We start from the raw sequence: 22,137 nt of genomic DNA, 5'->3' as shown, positions 1-22,137 counted from the left end.
GACGCTAAGCCCGCAGCTTCACCACCCCCTCCGGCGCAGGCGTCAGATATGACGCCCACGCCTCCATGAGCTTCCGGCGCTTCTCCAGTGCGTCGCCGCGTCGATAGGCCCGCTCGGTCGCATCCCCTACCGTGTGCGCCAGGGCTTGTTCCGCCACCTCGCGCGGGAAGCTGGTTTCCTCACCGGCCCAATCGCGGAACGCCGAGCGGAAGCCGTGAACCGTCACGTCCACCTTCATGCGCCGAAGCAGCATCTCCATAGCCATGTTGGAGAGCGGCCGGCCCGGCTTCTGGCCGGGGAACACATGGTCGCCCGTTCTCGCCTCGTGCAGCAGTTTAAGGATCTCGACCGCGCGCGGGACCAACGGCACGCGATGCTCCTTCGCAGCCTTCATGCGGCCGGCCGGGATGGTCCACACGGCGCGCTCCAGATCGATTTCCGACCAAACTGCGTTCAAAGTTTCTCCGGATCTGGCGGCGGTCAGGATCGTCAGTTCCAGCGCACGAGCTGCCAGCGCCTCGGCTCCCCTCACCTGCTGAAGGAATGCCGGCACCTGATCGTATGGCATCGCCGCATGATGGCCGCGCTGGAGCTTCTGGCGGGCCGGCAGGATGTTGGCGAGATGGCCGCGCCAGAGCGCCGGGTTCTCGCCCGTTCGCCAGCCCTTGGCCTTAGCATAGTCCAGCACGCGCTCAATCCGACCGCGGAGCCGAGAAGCGGTCTCGGCCTTGGTCGCCCATATCGGTTTGAGTACCGCTAGCACATCGTCCGTGCCGATTGCGCTCACCTTCCGGTCGATCAGCTTGAGGCAGTACCCGTCGCGGACGAGGGCGCCGTCGTCGTCGCGTTTCCGGCTTAGGGTCGTCATCCACTGGTCGCGATGCTTGGCATTTCGCCAGGAGCCCTTCATGGACGATATAAGGTCGTCGGCGCATTCCCCGAATGTCGGCTCGCTAGGCGCCTCGGCCTTCTTCTCGGCGATCGGGTCCCTGCCCTCGGCCACGGCATCGCGACAGTCGCTCGCGAGCTTGCGCGCCTTTGCCAACCCGATCATGGGATAGGCTCCCAGCCCCATCTCACGGCGCTTGCCGGCCACCACCCACATGAACAGCCAGGACTTCGAGCCCGAGGCCGAGACGTTCAGGTAAAGCCCGCCCCCGTCCGAATGCCGGCCGGCCTTGAGCGCGCTCGACTTCGCCGCCGTGTCGGTGAGCTTGTTCCCGCCTCGTGCCATGCCTTCCCCACTTCCTTCCCCACTTTGAAGTTGGGATGTCGGGATATTACCGGAGATGACGGGATACGACCAGAGAATGAGAACCCCGGCAGCGCACGGCCTTATGATAGAACGGGGGACGTGCAGAGATGTCAGTTCGTCGGACATCCTCTCCGCCATGCCGCACCCCGTCAGCTCGCTCTGCAAACCTTCGTGAACGCTCGATTGCGCGACACTCGTGTGGGTTCGATCCGACCGAGGTCTGTCGACCACGCAACCATCGCTGACGGCCGGCATGCGGACATCGCTCGTTGGGAGCGGGGCATTTGCGCAAGCCGACTTGCTCGAGGCGAGCCATGCCGTCGTCGCTCGCCTGCTGATCAAACGTATCGGCGCGAAACCGTAAGAGGTTGATGGGGAATGGCGCATGGCGAAGCGGGCGTTCCCTCCATCGATCTGCGTTTCCTGCTGAAAAGTTCGACAGCGTGCGATCGGCACACGCCCTCCGATCTGCCGGGGCCGAGCCGTATCTTCCATCCGACTGCAAAACGCGTGTGCACCTCGTGGCGCAGATTTCCGCAACCCACCATTGATTTTTGTCCATTTGGTCAGTTTTTCGGACCGAACCAAGCGATCCCCGAGCGCGCGAATCGACAACGCACTGATGCTTAACGAGAAATTCCGTCTGGCACGCGAGTTGCTGCATCAACGGAGCGGCGATCGGACCGCTCTGCGGGAGCAGGAGGACGGATGGAAATCGGTGTCTTCATCCCTATCGGGAACAACGGCTGGCTGATCTCGGAGAACGCTCCGCAGTACAAGCCGAGCTTCGCGCTCAACAAGGCGATCGTGCTCAGCGCAGAGCGGCACGGCTTCGACTTCGCGCTGTCGATGATCAAGCTGCGCGGCTTCGGCGGCAAGACGGAGTTCTGGGACCACAATCTCGAAAGCTTCACGCTGATGGCGGGCCTTGCCGCCGTCACCACGCGCATCCGCCTCTTCGCCACGGCCGCGACCCTGGTGATGCCGCCGGCGATCGTCGCGCGCATGGCCGCCACGATCGATTCGATCTCCGACGGCCGCTTCGGGCTGAACCTCGTCACCGGCTGGCAGCGGCCGGAATATTCGCAGATGGGCCTCTGGCCGGGCGACGAGTATTTCGCCCGGCGCTACGACTACCTCGCCGAATACGCGACGATCCTGCGCGAACTCTGGGAGAGCGCGCACTCCGATCTGAAGGGCGAGTTCTTCCAGATGGAGGACTGCCGCCTGTCGCCCCGGCCGCAGGCGCCGGTCAAGATCATCTGCGCCGGCTCGTCCAATGCCGGCATGGCCTTCTCGGCCCGCCACGCCGACTACAATTTCTGCTTCGGCGTCGGGGTCAACACGCCCCGGGCCTTTTCCGGCAACACCGAGCGGCTGAAGGCGGCCACGGACGAGACGGGGCGCGACGTCTCCACCTTCGTCCTGTTCATGATCATCGCGGACGAGACCGACGAGGCGGCCCGCGCCAAATGGGAACACTACAAGGCCGGCGCCGACGCGGAGGCGATCGCCTGGCTCGGGATCCAGGGCGCGGCCGACACCAAGTCCGGGGCGGACACCAACGTCCGCCAGATGGCCGACCCGGTCTCCGCCGTGAACATCAACATGGGGACCCTGGTCGGCTCCTACGAGACGGTGGCGCGTCTCCTCGACGAGGTGGCGGCCGTGCCGGGCACCGGCGGCGTGCTGCTCACCTTCGACGACTTCGTGGAAGGGGTGGAGGCGTTCGGCACCCGCGTCCAGCCGCTGATGGCCTCCCGCCGCCACGTCGTCTCCCAGCGGGAGGCGGCGGAATGAGCGCGCCTCCGGTCGCCGGCCATGTCTCCCGGCCGCAGGCGCTCGGCAGCGTGACCTTGCCCGCGCGCCCCGAGCCCCTGTCCCTGACGCCCCACGAGACCGCCATCGTCGTGGTCGACATGCAGAACGCCTATGCCACGCTCGGCGGCTACGTCGACCTCGCGGGCTTCGACATTTCCGGCGCGCAGAGCACGATCGGCGCCATTGCCAAGGCGCTGGAGGCGGCGCGAGCCGCCGGATTGCTGGTGGTCTATCTCCAGAACGGCTGGGACCAGGGCTACGAGGAGGCGGGCGGGCCAGGCTCGCCCAACTGGCACAAGTCGAACGCTCTGAAGACCATGCGCCGGCACCCCGAACTGCAGGGGACGCTGCTCGCGAAAGGCACGTGGGACTACGCGATCGTCGATTCCCTGCAGCCCCAGCCGGGCGATCTCCTCGTGCCGAAGACCCGGTACAGCGGCTTCTTCAACTCCACCCTCGACAGCACGCTGCGAGCGCGGGGCATCCGCAACCTCGTGTTCGTGGGCATCGCCACCAATGTCTGCGTCGAGAGCACGCTGCGCGACGCCTTCCACCTCGAATATTTCGCGGTGATGCTGGAGGACGCGACCCATCAGTTGGGCCCCGCTTCGATCCAGGAGGCGGCCGCCTACAACATCGAGACCTTCTTCGGCTGGGTCTCGACGGTCGGCGACTTCTGCGGCGCCGTCTCGCAGGCCGCGCCCGCTTCTCCCACCCCTTCGATCTGAACCAGGAGACCCTATGCCCAAATCCATCGTCGTTCCCGAAGGCACGTCGAAACCGATCGCGCCCTTCTCGCCCGGCACGCTCGCCGACGGCGTGGTCTACGTCTCGGGAACCCTGCCCTTCGACCGCAACAACGACGTCGTGCATGTCGGCGACGCCGCGGCGCAGACGCGCCATGTCCTCGAAACCATCAAGACCGTCATCGAGACGGCGGGCGGGTCGATGGAGGATGTGACCATGAACCACATCTTCCTCACCGACTGGGCGAACTATGCCGCCGTCAACTCGGTCTACGCCGAGTATTTTCCGGGGGACAAGCCGGCGCGCTACTGCATCCTCTGCGGCCTGGTGAAGCCCGAGGCGCTGATCGAGATCGCCACCGTCGCCCATATCGGCCGCCCATGAGCCTGCATCACGAGATCCAGGGCCGGTGCGACGACGCGCCGACGATCGTCCTCTCTTCGGGGCTCGGCGGCGCCGGCGCCTACTGGGCGCCACAGATCGAGGCGCTCGCCTCGCATTTTCGCGTCGTCACCTACGACCATCGCGGCACGAACCGAAGCGGCGGCGTCGCGGCCGGCGGCATCTCGGCCATGGCCGACGACGTTCTGGAGGTCGCGGCCGCCGCCGGGCTCGGCCGCTTCCATTTCATGGGCCACGCGCTCGGCGGTCTGATCGGTCTCGACCTTGCGCTGCGGGCCGACTCTCCGGTGGAGAGCCTCGTCCTCGTCAACGCCTGGGGACGGGCCGACGCCCAGTCCGGCCGCTGCTTCGACACCCGCATCACGCTGCTCCGGGAAGCGGGCGTCGAAGCCTTCGTCCGCGCGCAGCCGCTGTTTCTTTATCCCGGAGCGTGGATGGCCGAGAACCACCAGCGCGTCGAGGCGGAGGTCGCGCACGCGATCGCGCACTTCCAGGGGCGCGAGAACGTCCTGTCTCGTATCGCTGCGCTGCGGGCCTTCGACGTGGAAGCGCGTCTCGGCGAGATCGCGGTGCCGACGCTTGTGGTGGCTGCAAGGGACGACCTCCTCGTGCCCTATACGCGCTCGCTCGCTTTGGCGGAGGCGATGCCGCAAGCCGCCCTCGCGCTCTCGGACTTTGGGGCCCATGCGGTCAACATCACCGAAGCGGCCTGGTTCAACGCGGCTCTCCGGTCGTTCCTGACCGAAACGGGAAAGGCGCCACCCCCATGAACGCCCTGCCCGCCCCCGCTGGCCCGCGCACAACCGCCCCCGAGGTCGACCGCCTCGATTTCCGCAACGCGATGGCCCGGCTCGGCGCGGCCGTGACCATCGTCACCACCGACGGACCCGGCGGGCGCGCCGGGTTCGCGGCGACCGCCGTCTGCAGCGTGACCGACGATCCTCCGACGCTGCTGGTCTGCCTTAACCGCGCTTCGTCGGCCCATGCGGCCGTGCGGCGCAACGGGCGGGTTTGCATCAACGTCCTTGCCGGCGAACAGGCAGACCTCAGCCGCCTGTTCGGAGGCCGCACCCCCATGGTGGAACGGTTCGGAACGGGAACCTGGACCGAGAACGCGTCCGGCACGCCCGAACTCGAGGGCGCGCTGGTGTCGATCGGTTGCGAGATTGTGACGGCGACGGGCGCGGGCACCCACGAGGTGCTGTTCTGCCGCGTTCTCTCGGTCAACTCCCGGAGCGACGGAGGCGCCTTGATCTACGTCGACCGATCGTACCGCGAGATATGAGCGGTCGTTTCGCGGGCGCTGCCTGCGGCCTCGGCTTCACCGGCCCCGGGCGCCCGGCCGGCGGGTGATCGTCGGCGATGGGCGCGCGCGGGCGCACGCCGTCGAGGATGATCGCCAGGACGGCGCGGGCGGCCTCGTCGTGGAAGCCCGGCCGGGCGCCATCCGGTCCGAGGACCGCGCGGATCTGCGTATCGAAATCGGCGTAGTGCTGCGTGGTCGCCCAGATCGCGAAGATCAGATGGACCGGATCCACCGGCGCCAACCGCCCGTCCGACACCCATGTCCGGATGATCGCGGCCTTCTGCGACACCAGCACGCGAAGCGTCGTTTCGAGGGTCGGCAGGATCACCGGAGCGCCGGCCAGGATCTCGTTCATGAACAGGCGCGACGCCTCGGGGCGCTCGGCCGACATCACGAGCTTGGCGTTGATGTATCGCCGCAGTTCTTCGACCGGGTCGCCGTCCGCGGCCATGGCCTCGAGCGGCTGCAGCCATTCCTTGAGGGTGCGCTCCAGCACGGCCTCGTAGAGGTCCTGCTTGCGGCGGTAGTAGTAGAGGAGGTTCGCCTTGGACAGGCCGGCCTTCGCCGCGATGTCGTCCACGGTCGACCCTCGAAAGCCGTGGCGCGAGAAGACGTCCAGCGCGGCGTCCAGGATTACCGCCCGCGTCGCCGCTTGAATGCGGGTCGTCGGCATCGCGGACCGCGTCTCCGGCCGTTCTGTCCCCTTTCGGCCCATGCCGTCTCCCTGCCCGATGGCGATCCGCGCCCCGCAGCCCATGACGTCTCTTGCGCGCGCCCATCTCTCGTAGAGGCGACGGGAACTGGAAGGCAATGGGCTTTGCCGGAGGCTGTCTCCGGCCATCCCGCTCCCGCCGAAGCCGCCCGAAGGCCGCGGGCCGCTCGTCGAACGCCGCCTTCGTGGTGTCCGGCCATCCGCGAGAGCAAGCCTCGTCCGAAGTTCGGCGTGTGCCGAGGGAAATCTCACACGGGCATTTTCCATGTCAGCGTGGAGGAGGAGTTCGGCTGCGATGGTGCCTCTCCGGACGCCGACGCCTCGCCGAGCCCTTGACCGCCCACGAGCGCAGATTTATTTTAGACCTAAATCATTTTGCCGAACGCGCGAACCAAGAGGCCCATCCCATGCGTATCGTCTGTATCGGCGGCGGTCCTGCCGGGCTCTATTTCGCGCTGCTGATGAAGAAGAACCACCCGGAGCATTCGATCACGGTGGTGGAGCGCAACCGGCCCTACGATACCTTCGGCTGGGGCGTCGTCTTCTCGGACGCCACGATGGTGGCGATGCGCCGGTGGGATGCGCAGAGCGCGGCCGAGATCGAGGACGCCTTCAACCACTGGGACGATATCGAACTCCTGTTCAAGGGCACCCGCCAGCGCACCACGGGCCACGGGTTCGTCGGCATCGGACGCCGTAAGCTGCTCAACATCCTGCAGGCGCGCTGCGAGGCGCTCGGCGTCGAGCTGCGCTTCGAGACGGAGGCGAACGGCGACCGGGACTTCCCCGACGCCGACCTCGTGATCGCCTCGGACGGATTCAACTCCAAGGTCCGCAACGCCTATGCCGACATCTTCGAGCCGGACCTCGCGAAGCGGCCGAACCGCTTCGTCTGGCTCGGCACCGAGAAGCTGTTTGACGCCTTCACCTTCGACTTCCGCAGGACCGAGCACGGCTGGTTCCAGGCGCACATCTACAAGTTCGACGACAAGACCTCGACCTTCATCGTGGAGACCACGGAGGAGGCGTTCCAGCGGCATGGGCTGGAAGCGATGAGCCAGGACGAATCGATAAGCTTCTGCGAGAGGCTGTTTGCCGACACGCTGGACGGCGCGCCGCTGATGAGCAACGCGCGGCACCTGCGCGGCTCCGCCTGGCTCAACTTCTCGCGCCTCGTCTGCGGCAAGTGGAGCCACTTCAACGGCCATTCCCACGTCGTGCTGATGGGCGATGCGGCGCACACCGCCCATTTCGCCATCGGATCGGGCACCAAGCTCGCGCTGGAGGATGCGATCGAGCTGACGCGCCAGTTCAACGCACACGGCCATGAGCGCGACGCCATTCCCGCAGTCCTCGACGACTACGAGGCGATCCGCCGCGTCGACGTCGCGCGCATCCAGAACGCGGCGCGCAACGCCATGGAGTGGTTCGAGGTGGTGGGCGAGCGCTATGCCGACCAGCTTGCGCCCGAGCAGTTCATGTATTCCATGCTGACGCGCTCGCAGCGCATCAGCCACGAGAACCTGCGCCTGCGCGACCCCGAATGGCTGGAAGGCTACGAACGCTGGTTCGCGGCGCAGGCGGGCGCGCCGTCCGCGCCGGAGGGCGAGCGCCCCCTGCCGCCGATGCTGACGCCGTATCGCGCGCGGGGCGTCACCCTGAAGAACCGCATCGTGGTGTCGCCCATGGCGATGTATTCGGCGAGCGACGGCCTGATCGGCGACTTCCACCTGGTCCACCTCGGCGCCCGCGCCCTGGGCGGCGCAGCCCTGGTGTTCGCCGAGATGACCTGCGTCTCGCCGGACGCGCGCATCACGCCGGGCTGCCTCGGCCTGTGGAACGACGCGCAGACGCAAGGTTGGCGGCGCCTCGCGGACTTCGTGCACGGCTCGACCGACGCCCGGCTCGGCATCCAGCTCGGCCATGCCGGGCGCAAGGGCGCGACCCGGCTCGCGTGGGACGGGATCGACGAGCCGCTGACGGAGGGCGCATGGCCGCTCCTGTCGGCCTCGGCCCTGCCCTACCTTGCGCATTCCGCGGTGCCGAAGGCGATGGACCGGGCGGACATGGACCGGGTGCTCGCCGACTTCGTCGCCGCCGCGCGCCGCGCGGCCGATGCCGGGGTCGACTGGCTGGAGCTCCACTGCGCCCACGGCTACCTTCTGTCTTCCTTCCTGTCGCCGCTGACCAACCGGCGCGACGACGAATACGGCGGCAGCCACGAGAACCGGGCGCGCTATCCGCTGGAGGTCTTCCGCGCCGTGCGCGAGGCGTGGCCGGAGGACAGGCCGATCTCGGTGCGCCTGTCCGCGCACGACTGGTTCCAGGGCGGCAACACGCCGGACGATGCGGCGGTCTTCGCACGCCTGTTCAAGGACGCGGGCGCCGACATGATCGACTGCTCGTCGGGTCAGGTCTGGAAGGGTGAGGCGCCGGTCTATGGCCGTCTGTTCCAGACGCCCTTCTCCGACAAGATCCGCAACGAGGTCGGCATCCCAACCATCGCGGTCGGCGCGATCTCGGAGGCGGACCACGCCAACTCGATCATCGCGGCGGGCCGCGCCGACCTGTGCGCCGTCGCCCGGCCGCATCTGGCCGATCCCGCCTGGGCGCTGCACGAGGCGGCCAGGATCGGCATCCGGCAGGTGCCCTGGCCCCGGCAGTACCAATCGGCGAAGCGACAGTTCGAGACCAATCTCGAACGGGCGGCGGCGCAATGATCGCCGAACGCACCCTTGATGGCCGCCACGCGCTGGTCACCGGCGCGGGCTCGGGCATCGGCGCGGCGATCGTCACGCGGCTGGCGCTGGCCGGGGCGCGGGTGACGCTCGCCGGGCGGCGCGAGGCGCCGCTGCGTGCCCTATCCGAGCGGCTCGGGCCCGACACGCGCGTCGCCGCCGGCTTCGACGTGACCGATCCCGCCGCCGTCGCGGCCGGCGTGGCGGCGGCGCGGGACGCTTTCGGCCCCGTCTCGATCCTCGTCAACAACGCCGGCGAGGCGCCGAGCGCGCCGTTCGAGAAGACCGGCGGCGATCTCTGGGCCAAGGTCCTGTCGGTGGACCTCACGGGCGTCTTCAACGTGACGCAGGCCGCCCTGCCGGACATCCGCGCCGGCGGGGCCGGCGGGCGCATCGTCAACGTCGCCTCCACGGCGGGGCTCGTCGGCTACGCCTACGTCACCGCCTATTGCGCCGCCAAGCACGGCGTGGTGGGCCTGACGCGCGCCCTTGCCCTCGAGCTGGCGAGAACCGGGGTCACCGTCAACGCCGTGTGCCCCGGCTTCACCGACACGCCGATCATCGCCGAGGCCGTCGAGCGCCTCGTCGCCAAGACCGGGCGCACGCGCGAGGAGGCCCTGCGGGAGTTTACCCGGGCCAACCCGCAAGGACGGCTCGTTTCGCCCGAGGAGGTCGCCGACGCCGTGTTCTGGCTCGCCTCGCCCGCCGCTTCCGCCATCACGGGCCAGGCCGTCGCCGTCGCGGGCGGCGAGGTCATGGCCGGCTGAACAGGACAGGACCCATGCCCTTCACCCAATCCAAGCCGCTCCGCTTCGGCGACTGCGACCTCACCGGCATCGCCTACCACCCGGCCTATTTCGGGATGCTGGTGGATGTGAACGAGGCGATGTTCGCCTCCTTCGGCGTCACCTGGAAGGCGCTGATGTTCGAGCGCCGGATCGGCCTGCCGACCGTGACGCTGAACGTCGAGTTCGTGCGCCCCTCGACCTATGGCGACGTGCTCGACTTCGCCGTCCACGTGCGCGCCGTCGGACGCGCGTCGCTGGACCTGCAGACCGTGGTGAGCGTGCGCGGCGAGACGATCTGGACCGTCCGGCAGCGCATCGTCGCCACGTCGCTCGAGAACCACAAGTCCCACCCTTGGCCCGACGACGTGCGGGCCGGCCTGTCCCGCTACCTGGAGCCTTCCGAATGAGCCACCAGATTCTCCAGCCCGAAGGCTGGGCCAAACCCGTCGGCTACGGCAACGGCATCAAGGCCACCGGCACCTTCTTGCAGGTCGGCGGCCAGATCGGCTGGGACGAGAACTGCGAGTTCCGATCCGACGACTTCGCCGACCAGGTGGAGCAGACGCTTCGGAACATCGTGCGCGTCCTGGAGGAAGGAGGCGCAAAGCCCGAGCACATCGTCCAGATGACCTGGTACGTCACGGACCGCGAGGTCTACAAGGCGAGCATGAAGCGCGTCGGCGCAGCCTACCGCGCCATCATCGGCCGCCATTTCCCGCCGATGGCCGCCGTGCAGGTCGTGGCGCTGATGGAGGATCGCGCCCAGGTCGAGATCGTGGCGAGCGCGGTCATTCCCGGTCCGAGCTGAGCCGCTCGGCCAGCACCTGCCGGGCCGAGCCCTTCATCTTGCGCAGGAGGCCGAGCATCTGGCGCGTTTCGCCTGCGTCGAGCCCCGCCGTCAGCGAGCGGATCCAGCCCTCGTTCGCCTCGGCCATCCGCGCGAAGGTGGCTCGACCGACGGGGGTCATGTGGATGAAGCTCTCGCGCCGGTCCTTCGGGTTCTGCTCGCGCCGGATCAGCCCGTCCTCGACGAGGCGCTTGATGACGGCGGTGATGTTGCCGGGCGAGACCATGAGGCGCTGGGACAGCTCGCCGAGGTTCAGCCCGTCCGGCGCTCGCTCGATCTGGGACAGGATGTCGAAGCGCGGAAATGTGGTGTCGAACTCCTGGAGGAGCCGCCGCCGTACCTCGTTCTCGATCAGCCGCGACACGCTGTAGAGGCGGAGCCACAGGCGGAGCTGGTCGTGCTCGTCGCCCAGCGCGTCGTCGATCTTGGTCTCGGCGTCGATCCAGACCTTCGAGGCGTCGCTCATCGTTCTCGGCCCCTTCCCTGCATCCGACCCCGCTATGCCAGCCGGCGCAGCCCCTGCCAAGCCGGCCCGTCGCGCAATACTTGACATCTAAACTAATATCGCGAAGCCTTCCGTATCGAAGCGGCGAGAAGCCCGCGCACCGGAGAACCCCATGACGGCATCGGTCAAGCCCATCGTCACCCGCAAGGACCAGGAGCATGCCGGCACCGGCCAGTCCGGCGGCGCCAGGCGCATCTCCGGCGTCAGCCCGCAGCACACGCCCGCCACCCGCATCTGGTTCGGCAAGGTGTCCAATGAGCCGGGCTACCGTTCGCTGCCCCATCACCACGGCGAGGCCGAGACCGGCGGCTACGTGCTGAAGGGCAAGGGCCGGATCTACTGGGGCGAGAACTACGCCGAGTTCATCGACATGACGGAGGGCGACTTCGTCTTCGTGCCGCCGCTGATGCCGCATGTCGAAGTCAACATGTCCACCACGGAAGAGCTGGTCTGGATGACCTGCCGGACGCCCGACAACATCGTCGTCAACCTCGAGGACGTGCCGGACGAGACGCTCGTCGGCTACATCCCCCCGGCACGCTGACGGGGGGCGAGGTCATGAAGCTCCTTCGCTTCGGCGAACCCGGCGCCGAGAAGCCGGGCCTCCTCGACGCGCAAGGCGCGGTGCGCGATCTGTCCGCGGTGCTGCCCGACCTCACCGGCGACGCGCTCGGGCCAGCCTCGCTCCGGCGCCTTGCCGCCCTCGACCCCGCCGCCCTGCCGCTCGCGCCCGAGGGTGCGCGCGTCGGCTCCTGCGTCGCCCGCCCCGGCAAGTTCATCTGCATCGGCCTCAACTACGCCGACCATGCGCGCGAGACCGGCAAGGAGCCGCCCCCGGAGCCGATCGTCTTCATGAAGGCGACGAGCGCGGTCGTCGGCCCGAACGACGACGTCGAGATCCCGCGCGGCGCCGCCAAGACCGACTGGGAGGTCGAGCTCGGCGTCGTGATCGGCACGCGCGCCAAGTATGTCGGCGAGGCCGACGCCCTCGATCACGTCGCTGGCTACTGCGTCGTCAACGACGTGTCCGAGCGGGCCTTCCAGTCCGAGCACGGTGGCCAGTGGACCAAGGGCAAGAGCCACGACACGTTCGGGCCCACCGGCCCCTGGCTGGTGACGCGCGACGAGATCCCCGATCCGCAGGCCCTCGACCTCTGGCTCGAGGTCGACGGCGTGCGCCGCCAGACCGGCAACACGCGCACCATGATCTTCGGCGTCGCCGGTCTCGTCTCCTACCTCTCACGGTTCATGACGCTTGAGCCCGGCGACATCATCGCGACCGGCACGCCGCCGGGCGTCGGCCTCGGCCTCAAGCCTCCCGTCTTCCTGCGCGCGGGGCAGGAGATGCGCCTCGGCATCGAAGGGCTCGGCGAGCAGCGCCAGCGCACCGTCGCAGCCACCAGGGAGAGCGGTCGATGAGTGGACGCATGAACGGCAAGGTCGCCCTCGTCACCGGCGGCGGCCGCGGTCAGGGCGCGGCGGAGGCTGCGCTTCTGGCGCGCGAGGGCGCGAGCGTCCTCATCGGCGACGTGCTCGTGGAGGACGGCGAGGCCCACGCGGAGGCCCTGCGGGCCGAGGGGCTCGACGCACGCTTCCGGCCGCTCGACGTGACGGACCCCACGCACTGGGCGGACGCCATCGAGGCCTGCCGCCTGTGGAAGGGCCGCCTCGACATCCTCGTCAACAATGCCGGGATCATCAACCGCACCACCGTCGCCTCCACCGCGCTCGACGCCTGGAAGCGCGTGCTCGACGTCAACCTCACCGGCGCCTTCCTCGGCATCCAGGCCGCGGTGCCGCTGATGACGGCGAACGGCGGCGGGTCGATCGTCAACATCTCGTCGAACAGCGGCTTCTCGGGCCACTACGACCCGGCCTACACCGCCTCGAAATGGGGCCTTCGCGGCCTCACGCGCTCGTCCGCGCTGGAGTTCGCCCGCGCCGGCATCCGCGTCAACGCGATCTGCCCCGGCCTCGTCGTCACCGGCCTCAACAAGGACAGCCCGCACCTGACTCCGATGATCGAGATGACGCCGATGCGCCGCTCCGGCGCCCCCGAGGAGATCGCCGAACTCGTGCTCTTCCTCGCCAGCGACGCCTCCGGCTTCATCACCGGCGAGGACATCGTCATCGACGGCGGCTTCACCGCCGGAGCCGCCTATCGACGCGTCGCACAGGAAACCGGCATCTTCTGACACAAGGTCCGGCGGGCGGCCCTGCCGGGTCACCCGCAGCAGGCACTCCCCCGTCCCGGCCGAACCATCGACCGGGACGGATACCGCACGGCCCGAAACCGCTGCGCCCCGACCCATTTCGCCATCGACGCCCATTCCCCCCGCGCTGCCAAAACGCGGTCTGCCTCTATCCGTGGCAGAACCGGACGACCGGGGCGGCTTCGGCATTGCCACACGGATGCCCTTCGGGCATATACAACCATAGGGTGTATTCGGGGGGTACGGGATGCAGAAGCTTGGTTTGGCGGTTGCCGCCGCATTGTTGGCGACTTCGGGTCAGGGCGTCGCGGCGACGCCGGCCGTGACCAACGGAGCGGTCGTCATCGCGACGATCAAGAAGTCATGCCCGATGAAGGTCAGCAAGGCCGTCACCGATGCGGGTATCGCATCCTTCGCCAAGGACCGCGGGATCAGCCCGAAATCGGCCGAGCAGGTGCTTGCGAAGGCGGCGACCGACCTCACGGCGCGCCTGCGCAAGGAAGGCAAGCTGAAGCAGTTCTGCGCGTCCGGAGAAAGCCTCCTGCGGGCGCAGCTGGAACAGGCTCGCTAGCGCCCCCTTGCGCACGTCGGGTCTCGCCGGATCGCTCGGCGCGGGCCGCCGCTCGCCAGCCTCAGGCGACGCTCGGCAAGGCCTGCGGCCCCGACGGCTGGTCGGCATGGACCAGTGCATCCGCCGCGCCCGCCTCTAGCGGCCGGCCGAGGAGATAGCCTTGAGCCGTCCCACAGCCGAGCTCGATGAGGCTGTGGAGCTGGTCTTCCTGCTCGATTCCTTCGGCCGTCGTGTCGATGCTCAATTGACCGGCCATGGATAGCACGGCCCGCACGATCGCCGCCGAGCCGTCGTCGGAGGCGTAGGCCGCGATGAAGCTGCGGTCGATCTTGATGCGGTCGACCTTGAACTCGCGCAGGTGCGCGAGCGACGAGTATCCCGTACCGAAGTCGTCCATCGCGATCCGCACGCCGATGGCGCGCAGGCCGGCCAGGACCACCGCGAGGTGTTCGCTGTTCTCGACGATCGCGGTCTCCGTGATCTCGAGCTCGATGCGCGAGGCCGGAAGCCGATGCCGGGTCAACGCCTGGTGGAGATGGCTCGACAGGGTAGCGGAGCGGAGCTGGACGGCCGACACGTTGATCGACATGTAGAGGTCGTCCGGCCACTGCGCGGCGCGGCGACAGGCCTCGTCCATCACCCATGCGCCGATCGAGGAGATGAGCCCGCAGCTTTCCGCCACGGGAATGAACTCGCTCGGCGGGACGAGGCCGCGCTCGGGATGACGCCAGCGGACCAGGGCCTCGAAGCCGACGAGGCGCCGTTCGGGCAGGCAGAACAGGGGCTGATACCAGAGCTCCAACTGGCCGAGCGCGAGGGCTTCGGCGAGATCCTGCTCGAAGACGCGCTTGCTGGCCTCGTGCTCCAACATCCCTTCGCGGTAGACTTCGAAGCGGCCTCGGCCGGCGTTCTTGGCCGCGTAGAGGGCGAGGTCCGCCTTCTTCTGCACCGTGGAGGCGTCGTCCCCCGCGCATGCGGTCGCGATGCCGATGCTGCACCCGATGGTCGCCGCGTGCAGCCCGATCTCGAAGGGCATGCCGAGCGACACGACGAGGTCGCGCGCCAGCGCCTCGGCCCGCTCAGGCCCGGCGATGCTGAGAACGGCGAGTTCGTCTCCGCCCAGGCGGAAAGCCTCCTCCTCGGGGCGAAGAAGCGCCTCGATCCGTTCCGCTGCTTCCTTCAGGAGCCCGTCGCCGAACGCGTGACCCAGGCGGTCGTTCACATCCTTGAAGCGGTCGAGGTCGATCATCAGCATCGTGACCTCGCCGCGCGCCAGGAGAGCGTCCATCGACTGGGCGAACATGCGTCGGTTCTTCAACCCGGTCAGAGCGTCGTGGAACGCCATGTGCGCGATCGTCTTCTGGCCGTTGCGCGCTTCCGTCACATCCTCGTAGGTGAGGATCGCGCCGCCGCGGCCGACGGGCTGGCAGCAGATATCGAGGATCAGCCCGTCGTCCAGATGCTGCTCGATGCGCGTCGGATGGTCGACGCCGAACCACGTGCGATGGTTGGCGACGACGCGCTGGATTCTTGGCGCATCCCAGCCGGCCCGCGCGCCGATGGCGTCGATAAAGGCCTCCAACGACATGCCGATCCACACGTCGCTCTCCTGGAGCCGGAAGAGCTCGCGAACCCGTTCGTTCAAGAGGGTGATGTGCCCCGAGGACGAGATCACCGTCAGACCGTTCGACATGTTGGACAGAGCGTCCGCAGCGGTGGCGCGCGCCTTGTTGTCGATGAAGCTGCTGGCGAAGCCCGACGCGACGATGGCGAGGCCGATGCAGGCCACGGCGAAGGCCAAGGCGTTCAGGGCTTCGGGATTGGAGAAAGATCCGTCGATACGCATCGGCGTGACCTCGAACGCCGTCATTCCCGTGAAGTGCAGCCCGATGATCGAGAGGAAGAAAAACCCGGTGGCGAAGTGCGGGCGCAGCGCTTCGTTCCGGCCGCGCATCGCCGCATGCATGGAGAGCGCCGCGAGGACGCAGGAGATCGCGACGGAGGCGATCAGATAGGTTCGATCCCAGGCGATGATTCCCTGGACCCGGTAGGCCAGCATGCCCGTGTAGTGCATGACCACGATCGCGAGGCCCACGATGGCACCGCCGATCGCCGGAGCCATGGGTCGGCCGCCGGCGGCGATCCAGAAGCCGATGCCGGAGCCGACCATGGCGACGAGCAGCGATACGATCGTCAGCACCGGGTCGAAGGCAACCGGCACGCCGGGCTCGTAGCCCAGCATGGCCACGAAATGGGTGCACCAGATCGATGCGCCCGTCAGGAATGCCGAGAGGACGATCCAGGCGAGTCGCTCCGTCGCCCGGGCGTTGGCGGCGCGCAGGAACAGGCGGACCATCGCCCAGGATCCCGAGCCGCAGATCACAGCGGCGACGAGGACGAGCCACAAGTTGTGCTCGTAGACGATACACCCGATGACCGTCATCATGCCCGGCACCCGCCTTCCGACTCCCAGCGCGCCGATGGGCCGGACCATCGTCCGGTACGCGCTTCGCTTGTGAGGAAAACTATCGCGCGAGTGCTTATGAAGCGGATAAGCGGCGACGGCGCGCGACGTGTCCCCACGGTTCTTTTGACAGCCAGGAAACGATATTTGTCGCGATCTGCCGACGCGGGCCTCACGCGATGCGGGGCTTCGGCCGCCCCGGTCGGGCTATCGCACGCGTTCCAGGATCGAGACGTAGTTGGCCACCGCCGCCCCTCCCATGTTGAACACGCCCGCGCGGCTTGCGCCGTCGAGCTGCATCTCGCCGGCCTCGCCGCAGAGTTGCATCGCCGCCATGACATGCATCGAGACACCCGTGGCGCCGATCGGGTGGCCCTTGGATTTCAGGCCGCCGGACGGGTTCACCGGAAGCCGTCCGTCCTTTCGCGTCGTGCCGTCGCGCGCGACGCGCCAGCCTTGGCCCGGCTCGGCGAGGCCCATGGCCTCGTATTCGATCATCTCGGCGATCGTGAAGCAGTCGTGGGTTTCCACGAAGTCGAGGTCTGCGAGCGACAGACCGGACGCATCCAGCGCCTGCGTCCAGGCGCGGCGAGCCCCGTCGAAGGCGATGGGGTCGCGCCGCGACAGCGCCAGGATGTCATTGGCGTGGACCCGGGCGCGGAAGGCGACGGCGCGCTGCAGGCCGGCCGCCACCTCGGCATCGGCGATCACCAGGGCCGCCGCGCCGTCCGAGATCAGCGAGCAGTCGGTGCGTCGCAGCGGTGCGGCGACATAGGGGTTCCTGTCCGACACGGTGTTGCAGAATTCGACCGAGACGTCCTTGCGCATGTGGGCATAGGGGTTGGCGAGACCGTTGGCGTGGTTCTTGGCGGCGATCATCGCCAGTTCCTCCGACCGGTCGCCGTGCCGCTGGAAATAGGCCTGCGCGATGCGGCCGAAGAGACCGGCGAAGCCGCCGTCCACCTCCGCCTCCTCCTCGCGGAAGGACGCGGACAGGAGGATGTCGCCCGCCCGAGCCGTGGGCACGCCGGTCATCTTCTCGGCGCCCACCACCAGCGCCACCCGGCCCCGACCGGCGGCTATGAAGTCCATCGCCGCGTGGATCGCGGCGGAGCCCGTGGCGCAGGCGTTCTCGGTGCGCATCGCCGGCGTGCGCGCCAGCGCCTCGGCTCCCATGCCGACCAGCGCGCCCTGGAAGTCCTGGGCCGTGAAGCCGTTGTTGTAGACGCCGACGAACAGCCCATCCACATCCTCGGGGGCGAGCCCCGCGTGCTCCAGCGCGGGCAGCGCCACGTCGGCCATCAGTTCGCGCGTGTCCCGCGCCTCCGACTTGCCGAAGCGCGAATGCGCCCAGCCGACGATCTGCGGTTCGCTCATGAACGGTCTCCTCCCGGCCGATGGCCGAAGCCCCGGCGTTGCCTCCGAGATAGGATAGTTCTTGAACCGGCCCGCGTCAGGGGCGCCGATGCCGCTATGCCCTTCGCCGCGACGGCAGCGTCATCGCGACGACGCTCACCACCACGAAGGCGAGCCCCACCCAGGCGCTGGGCTGCGGCGTCTCGCCGAGCACCAGCATGCCGATGCCGACGCCGATCGGCACGCGCAGATAGGCCTGCGCCGTGGTTCCGACCGAGCCCAGGCGCTTCAGCAGCGTGAAGTACAGAACGAAGGCGAGCGCCGTGGAGAACACGGAGAGCGCCAGGAGCGCCGCGAGCGAGGCGGACGAAGGCTCCAGCGTCCATGGCCGATCCAGCACGAGGCTGAAGGGCGCCAAGATCACCGCGCCGAACAGAAGAGACCCCGCGGCCGGCATCATCGGGTCGAGCTCGCGGAACGTCCGCCCGAAGGTGACGGCGGCGCCATAGGCGATCGCGGCGAGGACGATGGCGAGCTGCGCCGTCAACTCCTGGCTCGCCCCGCCGAGGGCCGCCGGTCCGACCACGAGGCAGATGCCGAGCAGCCCCGCCGCGACGCCGAACGCCTTGATGCCCGTCACGGTCTCGTGCCGCGTGATGCCCCAGTTGATCAGGAAGGCGAAGACGGGGGTCAGGGAGTTGAGGATCGTCGCCAGCCCCGCGTCCACATACCGCGTGCCCCAGGCCACGAGGACGAACGGAACCACGGAGTTTAGGCAGGCCTGGACCATGAAGCGCCCGAGATTGCGCCGGTCCGTCGGCAGACGCAGGCCCCGCAGGCGCAGCACGAGAAGGATCAGCATCCCGGCCATCAGCGTACGCGCGGCGATCAGGGTGATCGGGGGGATCGTCGCGACGCCGATCTTGAGGAACGTGTAGGACGCGCCCCACAGCGTCGCCAGCGCCAGCAGCAGGGCGAGGCTCACCGAAAGGCGTGGCTGCGGATCCGCCATGACGGCTCTTTCGAATGACACCAAGACGCACACCCTGTGCCCCCGCCCTCTCTGGCGAACACGCCGGCTCCTGGCAAGCACCAGACATGCGGTACGCCGTCCCACCCCGGCTTGCCGAATGCCGCGCGTCACGGCATGTCTGCCGCGACCCGCAGCCACCGTCGTCGGAGCCACTCGGCATGAGCGTTCGATCCACCTGGAACCATCCGGTGCCCCGCATCGCGGACGCCGAGCGCATGGAGAGGGTGGAACGACTGCGCGCGGGCCTCGACGCGCAGGGGCTGGCGGGACTGCTTCTCGGGTCGACAGCCAGCCTGCGCTACTTCACCGGCCTCGTCTGGCACGGAAGCGAGCGTTTCTGCGGTGCCCTGGTGACGCGCGACCGGCTCCTCTACCTCGTGCCCGGCTTCGAATGCTCGCGTGTCGAGACGCTGCCCCGGCTGCCGGGCGACATCGTCCCGTGGCAGGAGGAGGAAGACCCGGCGCAACACGTGGCGGACCTCCTGGGAGCGACGGGCCTCCTGGCATTGGACGATCAGCTTCCCCTCTTCCAGTTCCATCGCTTGGCACGGGCGCTGGGCGCCGAGCGCCTGCGCGACGGCGGGCCGGTCGTTTCGGCGCTCCGGATGCGCAAGTCGCCGGCCGAGATCGCCCTGATCCGCCACGCGATGGGCATCACGCTCGGCATTCATGAGGACGTCCGGGCGATGATGCGGCCGGGCGTCCGGGCCTCGGACGTGGTCGCCACGATCGACGCCGAGCACCGGCGCCTCGGAGCCGACGACGGCTCCACCTTCGCCATCGTCTCGTTCGGCGCCGCGACCGCCCTCCCCCACGGCGCGGACGGCGAGCAGACCCTGGCCGACGGCGACGTGATCCTGGTGGACACCGGATGCCGGCTCGACGGCTATCATTCCGACCTCACGCGCACCTATGTGCTCGGCACGCCGTCGCCCGAGGTCGAGCGTATCTGGTGGATCGAGCGGGAGGCGCAGGACGCGGTCTTCGCGGCCGCGCGGATCGGCGCCTCCTGCGGCACGTTGGACGAGGCGGCCCGCGCCGTCCTCGCCCGCCACGGATTCGGGCCGGACTACCGCCTGCCGGGCCTGCCGCACCGGGCTGGCCACGGGCTCGGCCTCGAGATCCACGAGGCGCCCTATCTCGTGCGTGGCGCGGATACGCCGCTGGAGACCGGAATGTGCTTCTCGGTGGAGCCGATGATCGTCATGCCGGACCGCTTCGGCATCCGGCTCGAGGACCATGTCCACATGACCGACACCGGCCCGGAATGGTTCACGCGACCCGACGACAGCCCGGCCGCGCGGCGTTGAGGCGCGACACCGGCCGGCGCAAGGGAGGCTCCACGCAGCGCGGAGAACGCAAGGGGTGCCCTTGACGCGGCCTCGGATCATGCCCGTTTCTGGCGCGGGCGAAGATGCGTCCCCCTTGCGATTCCACAGGCCCATGCCGACCATCGCTTCAGGAGACAGACCATGAAGACCTCGATCGCCACCGTGTCCCTGTCGGGCGACCTGTCGGAGAAGCTGTCGGCCATCGCCGCCGCGGGCTACGGCGCGGTGGAAATCTTCGAGAACGACTTCCTCGCCTTCGACCGGGGCGCGCGGGACGTCGGGCGCATGGTGCGCGACGCGGGGCTGGAAATCTCGTTGTTCCAGCCGTTCCGCGATTTCGAGGGCCTGCCCGAACCCCAGCGCGGCCGCGCCTTCGAGCGCGCGCGGCGCAAGTTCGGCACCATGAACGAACTCGGCACCGATCTCATCCTCGTATGCTCGTCGGTCTCGCCGCTCGCGCTCGGCGGCATCGACCGCGCGGCGGAGGACCTGAACGCGCTCGGCGACCTCGCGCGCGAACATGGGGTGCGCGTCGGCTACGAGGCGCTGGCCTGGGGGCGGTTCGTCAACGACCATCGCGACGCCTGGGAGATCGTCCGGCGCGCCGATCATGCCCATGTCGGCATCATTCTCGACTCCTTCCATTCGCTCGCGCGCGGCATCGACCCGGCTTCGATCCGTGCCATCCCGAAGGACAAGATCTTCATCGTCCAGATGGCCGACGCTCCCCGGCTCGACCTCGACCTCCTGTCCTGGAGCCGGCACTATCGCGCCATGCTCGGACAGGGCGACCTTCCGGTCGCGGACTTCATGGCCGCCGTCGAGGCCACGGGCTACGACGGCTACTACTCGCTGGAGATCTTCAACGACCAGTTCCGCGCGGGCTCGGCCCGGCAGACCGCCGTGGACGGACGCCGTTCCCTGATCTTCACGATGGACCGCCTGAAGGCGGAGGGGCGGGCGATGAAGGGGCCGTCCGAGCGCGCGCCTCTTCCTCCGCCGGTGCCGACCGGCGGCGTCGCCTTCGTGGAATTTGCCGCCGACGCGGCCTCGGGCCGCACGCTCGGCGACCTCCTGACCTCCATCGGCTTCCGCCACGCCGGCACGCACCGCTCAAAGGACGTCGAGCTCTACGCGCAAGGCCCCCTGCGGGTCGTGGTCAACACGGAGACCGAAGGCTTCGCCCATTCGTCCTACGTGGTCCACGGCACCAATGTCTGCGCGCTCGGGCTGAGGGTGGCCGACCCCGCACAGGCGCTGCTCCGCGCGGAGGGCCTGCTGGCCGCGCCGTTCCGCCAGCCCGTGGGGCCCGGCGAGCGTGAGCTGCCGGCCATCCGCGGCGTCGGCGGCAGCCTGGTCTACCTGGTGCCCGAGGCCGACGCGCTGACCGTCCAGTGGGAAACCGATTTCGCGCTGGAGCCGGGCTGGGATGCGCATGACGGCGCGGGGCTCGCGGCGGTGGACCACGTGGCGCAGACGGTTCGCTACGAGGACATCCTGTCCTGGACGCTGTTCTATCGCTCCATCTTCGCGCTGACGCCGCTGGCTCCGGTGGAGGTGGCCGATCCCGGCGGGCTCGTGCGCAGCCAGGTCTTGGAAAGCGAGGACTGCGGCCTGCGCCTCGTCATCAACGGCTCGCAGTCGCCGCGCACGCTGTCGGCCCGCTTCGTGTCGCGCTTCGTCGGACCGGGCGTCCAGCACGTGGCGTTCCGCACGCCCGACATCTTCGCCACCGCGCGTGCCCTGCGGGCGAACGGCGTTCCCCTCCTTCACATCCCGCAGAACTACTACGACGACCTCGACGCGAAGTTCGAGCTCGACGCCGCAGACCTCGCGGCCATGCGCGAGTCCGGGATCCTCTACGACCGGGACGACGCCGGGGACTATTTCCAGATCTACCTCGGCGCGCTGGACGGCGGCTTCTTCATCGAGATCGTGGAGCGGCGCGGTTATCGCGGTCTCGGCGCCGCCAACGCGCCGATCCGCCTCGCCACGCAGGCGCGCGACGCGCCGGCCGCCATTCCCCTGCGCTAGGGCCGCCCCTCGCC

At 68.8% G+C, this 22,137-nt stretch carries 20 protein-coding genes and 1 pseudogene; 15 read left to right on the top strand and 6 right to left on the bottom strand.

The genetic code is table 11. The features are described from left to right. Positions 1-4 precede the first annotated feature (4 nt). Positions 5-1,234 carry a tyrosine-type recombinase/integrase gene (locus D3218_RS01595; protein WP_119538137.1) on the bottom strand — a complete coding sequence of 410 codons (1,230 nt, stop codon included), beginning with the start codon at positions 1,232-1,234 and terminating at the stop codon, positions 5-7. A 729-nt stretch (positions 1,235-1,963) separates the two neighbouring features. Between D3218_RS01595 and rutA the strand changes: the two genes are divergently transcribed. Genes rutA through D3218_RS01570 form a run of 5 tightly spaced genes read left to right on the top strand, consistent with a single transcriptional unit; the run spans position 1,964 to position 5,510 of the window. Continuing rightward, positions 1,964-3,055, top strand: a complete 1,092-nt coding sequence (gene rutA / locus D3218_RS01590; RefSeq protein WP_119538136.1) for a pyrimidine utilization protein A — start codon at positions 1,964-1,966, stop codon at positions 3,053-3,055. Then, positions 3,052-3,804 (top strand): pyrimidine utilization protein B, encoded by a 753-nt coding sequence (gene rutB, locus D3218_RS01585; protein ID WP_119538135.1) that lies wholly within the window; start codon positions 3,052-3,054, stop codon positions 3,802-3,804. The genes rutA and rutB overlap by 4 nt, the downstream gene beginning before the upstream one ends. 13 nt (positions 3,805-3,817) lie before the next feature. Then, positions 3,818-4,207 carry a pyrimidine utilization protein C gene (gene rutC / locus D3218_RS01580; protein WP_119538134.1) on the top strand — a complete coding sequence of 130 codons (390 nt, stop codon included), beginning with the start codon at positions 3,818-3,820 and terminating at the stop codon, positions 4,205-4,207. Further along, positions 4,204-4,995: a pyrimidine utilization protein D gene (rutD, locus tag D3218_RS01575; RefSeq protein ID WP_119538133.1), complete on the top strand. Its 792-nt coding sequence runs from the start codon at positions 4,204-4,206 to the stop codon at positions 4,993-4,995. The genes rutC and rutD overlap by 4 nt, the downstream gene beginning before the upstream one ends. Further along, positions 4,992-5,510: a flavin reductase gene (locus tag D3218_RS01570; RefSeq protein WP_119538132.1), complete on the top strand. Its 519-nt coding sequence runs from the start codon at positions 4,992-4,994 to the stop codon at positions 5,508-5,510. Before rutD ends, D3218_RS01570 begins: the two co-directional genes overlap by 4 nt. A 61-nt stretch (positions 5,511-5,571) precedes the next feature. Here D3218_RS01570 and D3218_RS01565 read toward each other — a convergent pair. Then, positions 5,572-6,246: pseudogene (locus tag D3218_RS01565) on the bottom strand (TetR family transcriptional regulator C-terminal domain-containing protein); the annotation flags it as partial. Between the two features lie 404 nt (positions 6,247-6,650). Between D3218_RS01565 and D3218_RS01560 the strand changes: the two are divergent. From D3218_RS01560 to D3218_RS01545, 4 genes are read left to right on the top strand one after another with little or no spacing between them, the layout of a single operon-like run. Next, positions 6,651-8,963 carry a bifunctional salicylyl-CoA 5-hydroxylase/oxidoreductase gene (locus tag D3218_RS01560; protein ID WP_119538131.1) on the top strand — a complete coding sequence of 771 codons (2,313 nt, stop codon included), beginning with the start codon at positions 6,651-6,653 and terminating at the stop codon, positions 8,961-8,963. Continuing rightward, a complete protein-coding gene (locus tag D3218_RS01555; protein ID WP_119538130.1) occupies positions 8,960-9,748 on the top strand; it encodes an SDR family NAD(P)-dependent oxidoreductase in 789 nt (262 codons plus the stop codon). Before D3218_RS01560 ends, D3218_RS01555 begins: the two co-directional genes overlap by 4 nt. A gap of 14 nt (positions 9,749-9,762) precedes the next feature. Further along, on the top strand, positions 9,763-10,176 hold the full coding sequence (locus tag D3218_RS01550; RefSeq protein WP_119538129.1) for an acyl-CoA thioesterase: 414 nt from the start codon (positions 9,763-9,765) through the stop codon (positions 10,174-10,176). Beyond that, a complete protein-coding gene (locus D3218_RS01545) occupies positions 10,173-10,577 on the top strand; it encodes a RidA family protein (protein WP_119538128.1) in 405 nt (134 codons plus the stop codon). Before D3218_RS01550 ends, D3218_RS01545 begins: the two co-directional genes overlap by 4 nt. Here the strand turns inward: D3218_RS01545 and D3218_RS01540 are convergent. Then, positions 10,558-11,082: a MarR family winged helix-turn-helix transcriptional regulator gene (locus D3218_RS01540; RefSeq protein WP_119538127.1), complete on the bottom strand. Its 525-nt coding sequence runs from the start codon at positions 11,080-11,082 to the stop codon at positions 10,558-10,560. The genes D3218_RS01545 and D3218_RS01540 overlap by 20 nt on opposite strands. A 151-nt stretch (positions 11,083-11,233) precedes the next feature. On the opposite strand from D3218_RS01540, the gene D3218_RS01535 reads away from it, so the two are divergent. The 4 genes from D3218_RS01535 (at position 11,234) to D3218_RS01520 (ending at position 13,905) form a co-directional block, all read left to right on the top strand. Next, positions 11,234-11,665, top strand: coding sequence for a cupin domain-containing protein (locus tag D3218_RS01535; protein WP_119538126.1), 432 nt, complete (start codon positions 11,234-11,236; stop codon positions 11,663-11,665). 14 nt (positions 11,666-11,679) lie between these two features. Continuing rightward, positions 11,680-12,540: a fumarylacetoacetate hydrolase family protein gene (locus tag D3218_RS01530; RefSeq protein WP_119538125.1), complete on the top strand. Its 861-nt coding sequence runs from the start codon at positions 11,680-11,682 to the stop codon at positions 12,538-12,540. Then, on the top strand, positions 12,537-13,316 hold the full coding sequence (locus D3218_RS01525; protein WP_119538124.1) for an SDR family NAD(P)-dependent oxidoreductase: 780 nt from the start codon (positions 12,537-12,539) through the stop codon (positions 13,314-13,316). The genes D3218_RS01530 and D3218_RS01525 overlap by 4 nt, the downstream gene beginning before the upstream one ends. Positions 13,317-13,581: 265 nt before the next feature. Beyond that, positions 13,582-13,905 carry a hypothetical protein gene (locus D3218_RS01520; RefSeq protein ID WP_136625032.1) on the top strand — a complete coding sequence of 108 codons (324 nt, stop codon included), beginning with the start codon at positions 13,582-13,584 and terminating at the stop codon, positions 13,903-13,905. A 61-nt stretch (positions 13,906-13,966) separates the two neighbouring features. On the opposite strand, the gene D3218_RS01515 is transcribed toward D3218_RS01520, so the two are convergent. From D3218_RS01515 to D3218_RS01505, 3 genes are all read right to left on the bottom strand, one after another. Further along, entirely contained in the window at positions 13,967-16,351 is a 2,385-nt protein-coding gene (locus D3218_RS01515) for a bifunctional diguanylate cyclase/phosphodiesterase (protein WP_168990383.1), read from the bottom strand. Positions 16,352-16,576: 225 nt separating this feature from the next. Further along, the gene (locus tag D3218_RS01510; protein WP_119538121.1) at positions 16,577-17,746 is read right to left on the bottom strand and encodes an acetyl-CoA acetyltransferase; all 1,170 of its coding nucleotides are present in this window, start codon (positions 17,744-17,746) and stop codon (positions 16,577-16,579) included. A 94-nt stretch (positions 17,747-17,840) separates the two neighbouring features. Beyond that, positions 17,841-18,737: a DMT family transporter gene (locus D3218_RS01505; protein WP_119538120.1), complete on the bottom strand. Its 897-nt coding sequence runs from the start codon at positions 18,735-18,737 to the stop codon at positions 17,841-17,843. Between the two features lie 179 nt (positions 18,738-18,916). Here D3218_RS01505 and D3218_RS01500 point away from each other — a divergent pair, with 179 nt between their 5' ends. Beyond that, positions 18,917-20,068, top strand: a complete 1,152-nt coding sequence (locus D3218_RS01500; protein WP_119538119.1) for a M24 family metallopeptidase — start codon at positions 18,917-18,919, stop codon at positions 20,066-20,068. Positions 20,069-20,230: 162 nt separating this feature from the next. Next, positions 20,231-22,123: a bifunctional sugar phosphate isomerase/epimerase/4-hydroxyphenylpyruvate dioxygenase family protein gene (locus D3218_RS01495; RefSeq protein WP_119538118.1), complete on the top strand. Its 1,893-nt coding sequence runs from the start codon at positions 20,231-20,233 to the stop codon at positions 22,121-22,123. The last annotated feature ends 14 nt before the right edge of the window (positions 22,124-22,137 follow it).

The organism is Aureimonas flava (assembly GCF_003583935.1).
Lineage (GTDB): Bacteria > Pseudomonadota > Alphaproteobacteria > Rhizobiales > Rhizobiaceae > Aureimonas > Aureimonas flava.
Note: the sequence above shows the minus strand (reverse complement) of the source record. Positions and strands in the feature narration are given on the sequence as shown.

What these genes read in the sequence shown, in the direction of transcription:
- D3218_RS01595 (WP_119538137.1), bottom strand. Translation starts at nt 1,234, where the DNA reads ATGGCACGAGGCGGGAACAAGCTCACCGACACGGCGGCGAAGTCGAGC.
- rutA (WP_119538136.1), top strand. Translation starts at nt 1,964, where the DNA reads ATGGAAATCGGTGTCTTCATCCCTATCGGGAACAACGGCTGGCTGATC.
- rutB (WP_119538135.1), top strand. Translation starts at nt 3,052, where the DNA reads ATGAGCGCGCCTCCGGTCGCCGGCCATGTCTCCCGGCCGCAGGCGCTC.
- rutC (WP_119538134.1), top strand. Translation starts at nt 3,818, where the DNA reads ATGCCCAAATCCATCGTCGTTCCCGAAGGCACGTCGAAACCGATCGCG.
- rutD (WP_119538133.1), top strand. Translation starts at nt 4,204, where the DNA reads ATGAGCCTGCATCACGAGATCCAGGGCCGGTGCGACGACGCGCCGACG.
- D3218_RS01570 (WP_119538132.1), top strand. Translation starts at nt 4,992, where the DNA reads ATGAACGCCCTGCCCGCCCCCGCTGGCCCGCGCACAACCGCCCCCGAG.
- D3218_RS01560 (WP_119538131.1), top strand. Translation starts at nt 6,651, where the DNA reads ATGCGTATCGTCTGTATCGGCGGCGGTCCTGCCGGGCTCTATTTCGCG.
- D3218_RS01555 (WP_119538130.1), top strand. Translation starts at nt 8,960, where the DNA reads ATGATCGCCGAACGCACCCTTGATGGCCGCCACGCGCTGGTCACCGGC.
- D3218_RS01550 (WP_119538129.1), top strand. Translation starts at nt 9,763, where the DNA reads ATGCCCTTCACCCAATCCAAGCCGCTCCGCTTCGGCGACTGCGACCTC.
- D3218_RS01545 (WP_119538128.1), top strand. Translation starts at nt 10,173, where the DNA reads ATGAGCCACCAGATTCTCCAGCCCGAAGGCTGGGCCAAACCCGTCGGC.
- D3218_RS01540 (WP_119538127.1), bottom strand. Translation starts at nt 11,082, where the DNA reads ATGAGCGACGCCTCGAAGGTCTGGATCGACGCCGAGACCAAGATCGAC.
- D3218_RS01535 (WP_119538126.1), top strand. Translation starts at nt 11,234, where the DNA reads ATGACGGCATCGGTCAAGCCCATCGTCACCCGCAAGGACCAGGAGCAT.
- D3218_RS01530 (WP_119538125.1), top strand. Translation starts at nt 11,680, where the DNA reads ATGAAGCTCCTTCGCTTCGGCGAACCCGGCGCCGAGAAGCCGGGCCTC.
- D3218_RS01525 (WP_119538124.1), top strand. Translation starts at nt 12,537, where the DNA reads ATGAGTGGACGCATGAACGGCAAGGTCGCCCTCGTCACCGGCGGCGGC.
- D3218_RS01520 (WP_136625032.1), top strand. Translation starts at nt 13,582, where the DNA reads ATGCAGAAGCTTGGTTTGGCGGTTGCCGCCGCATTGTTGGCGACTTCG.
- D3218_RS01515 (WP_168990383.1), bottom strand. Translation starts at nt 16,351, where the DNA reads ATGATGACGGTCATCGGGTGTATCGTCTACGAGCACAACTTGTGGCTC.
- D3218_RS01510 (WP_119538121.1), bottom strand. Translation starts at nt 17,746, where the DNA reads ATGAGCGAACCGCAGATCGTCGGCTGGGCGCATTCGCGCTTCGGCAAG.
- D3218_RS01505 (WP_119538120.1), bottom strand. Translation starts at nt 18,737, where the DNA reads ATGGCGGATCCGCAGCCACGCCTTTCGGTGAGCCTCGCCCTGCTGCTG.
- D3218_RS01500 (WP_119538119.1), top strand. Translation starts at nt 18,917, where the DNA reads ATGAGCGTTCGATCCACCTGGAACCATCCGGTGCCCCGCATCGCGGAC.
- D3218_RS01495 (WP_119538118.1), top strand. Translation starts at nt 20,231, where the DNA reads ATGAAGACCTCGATCGCCACCGTGTCCCTGTCGGGCGACCTGTCGGAG.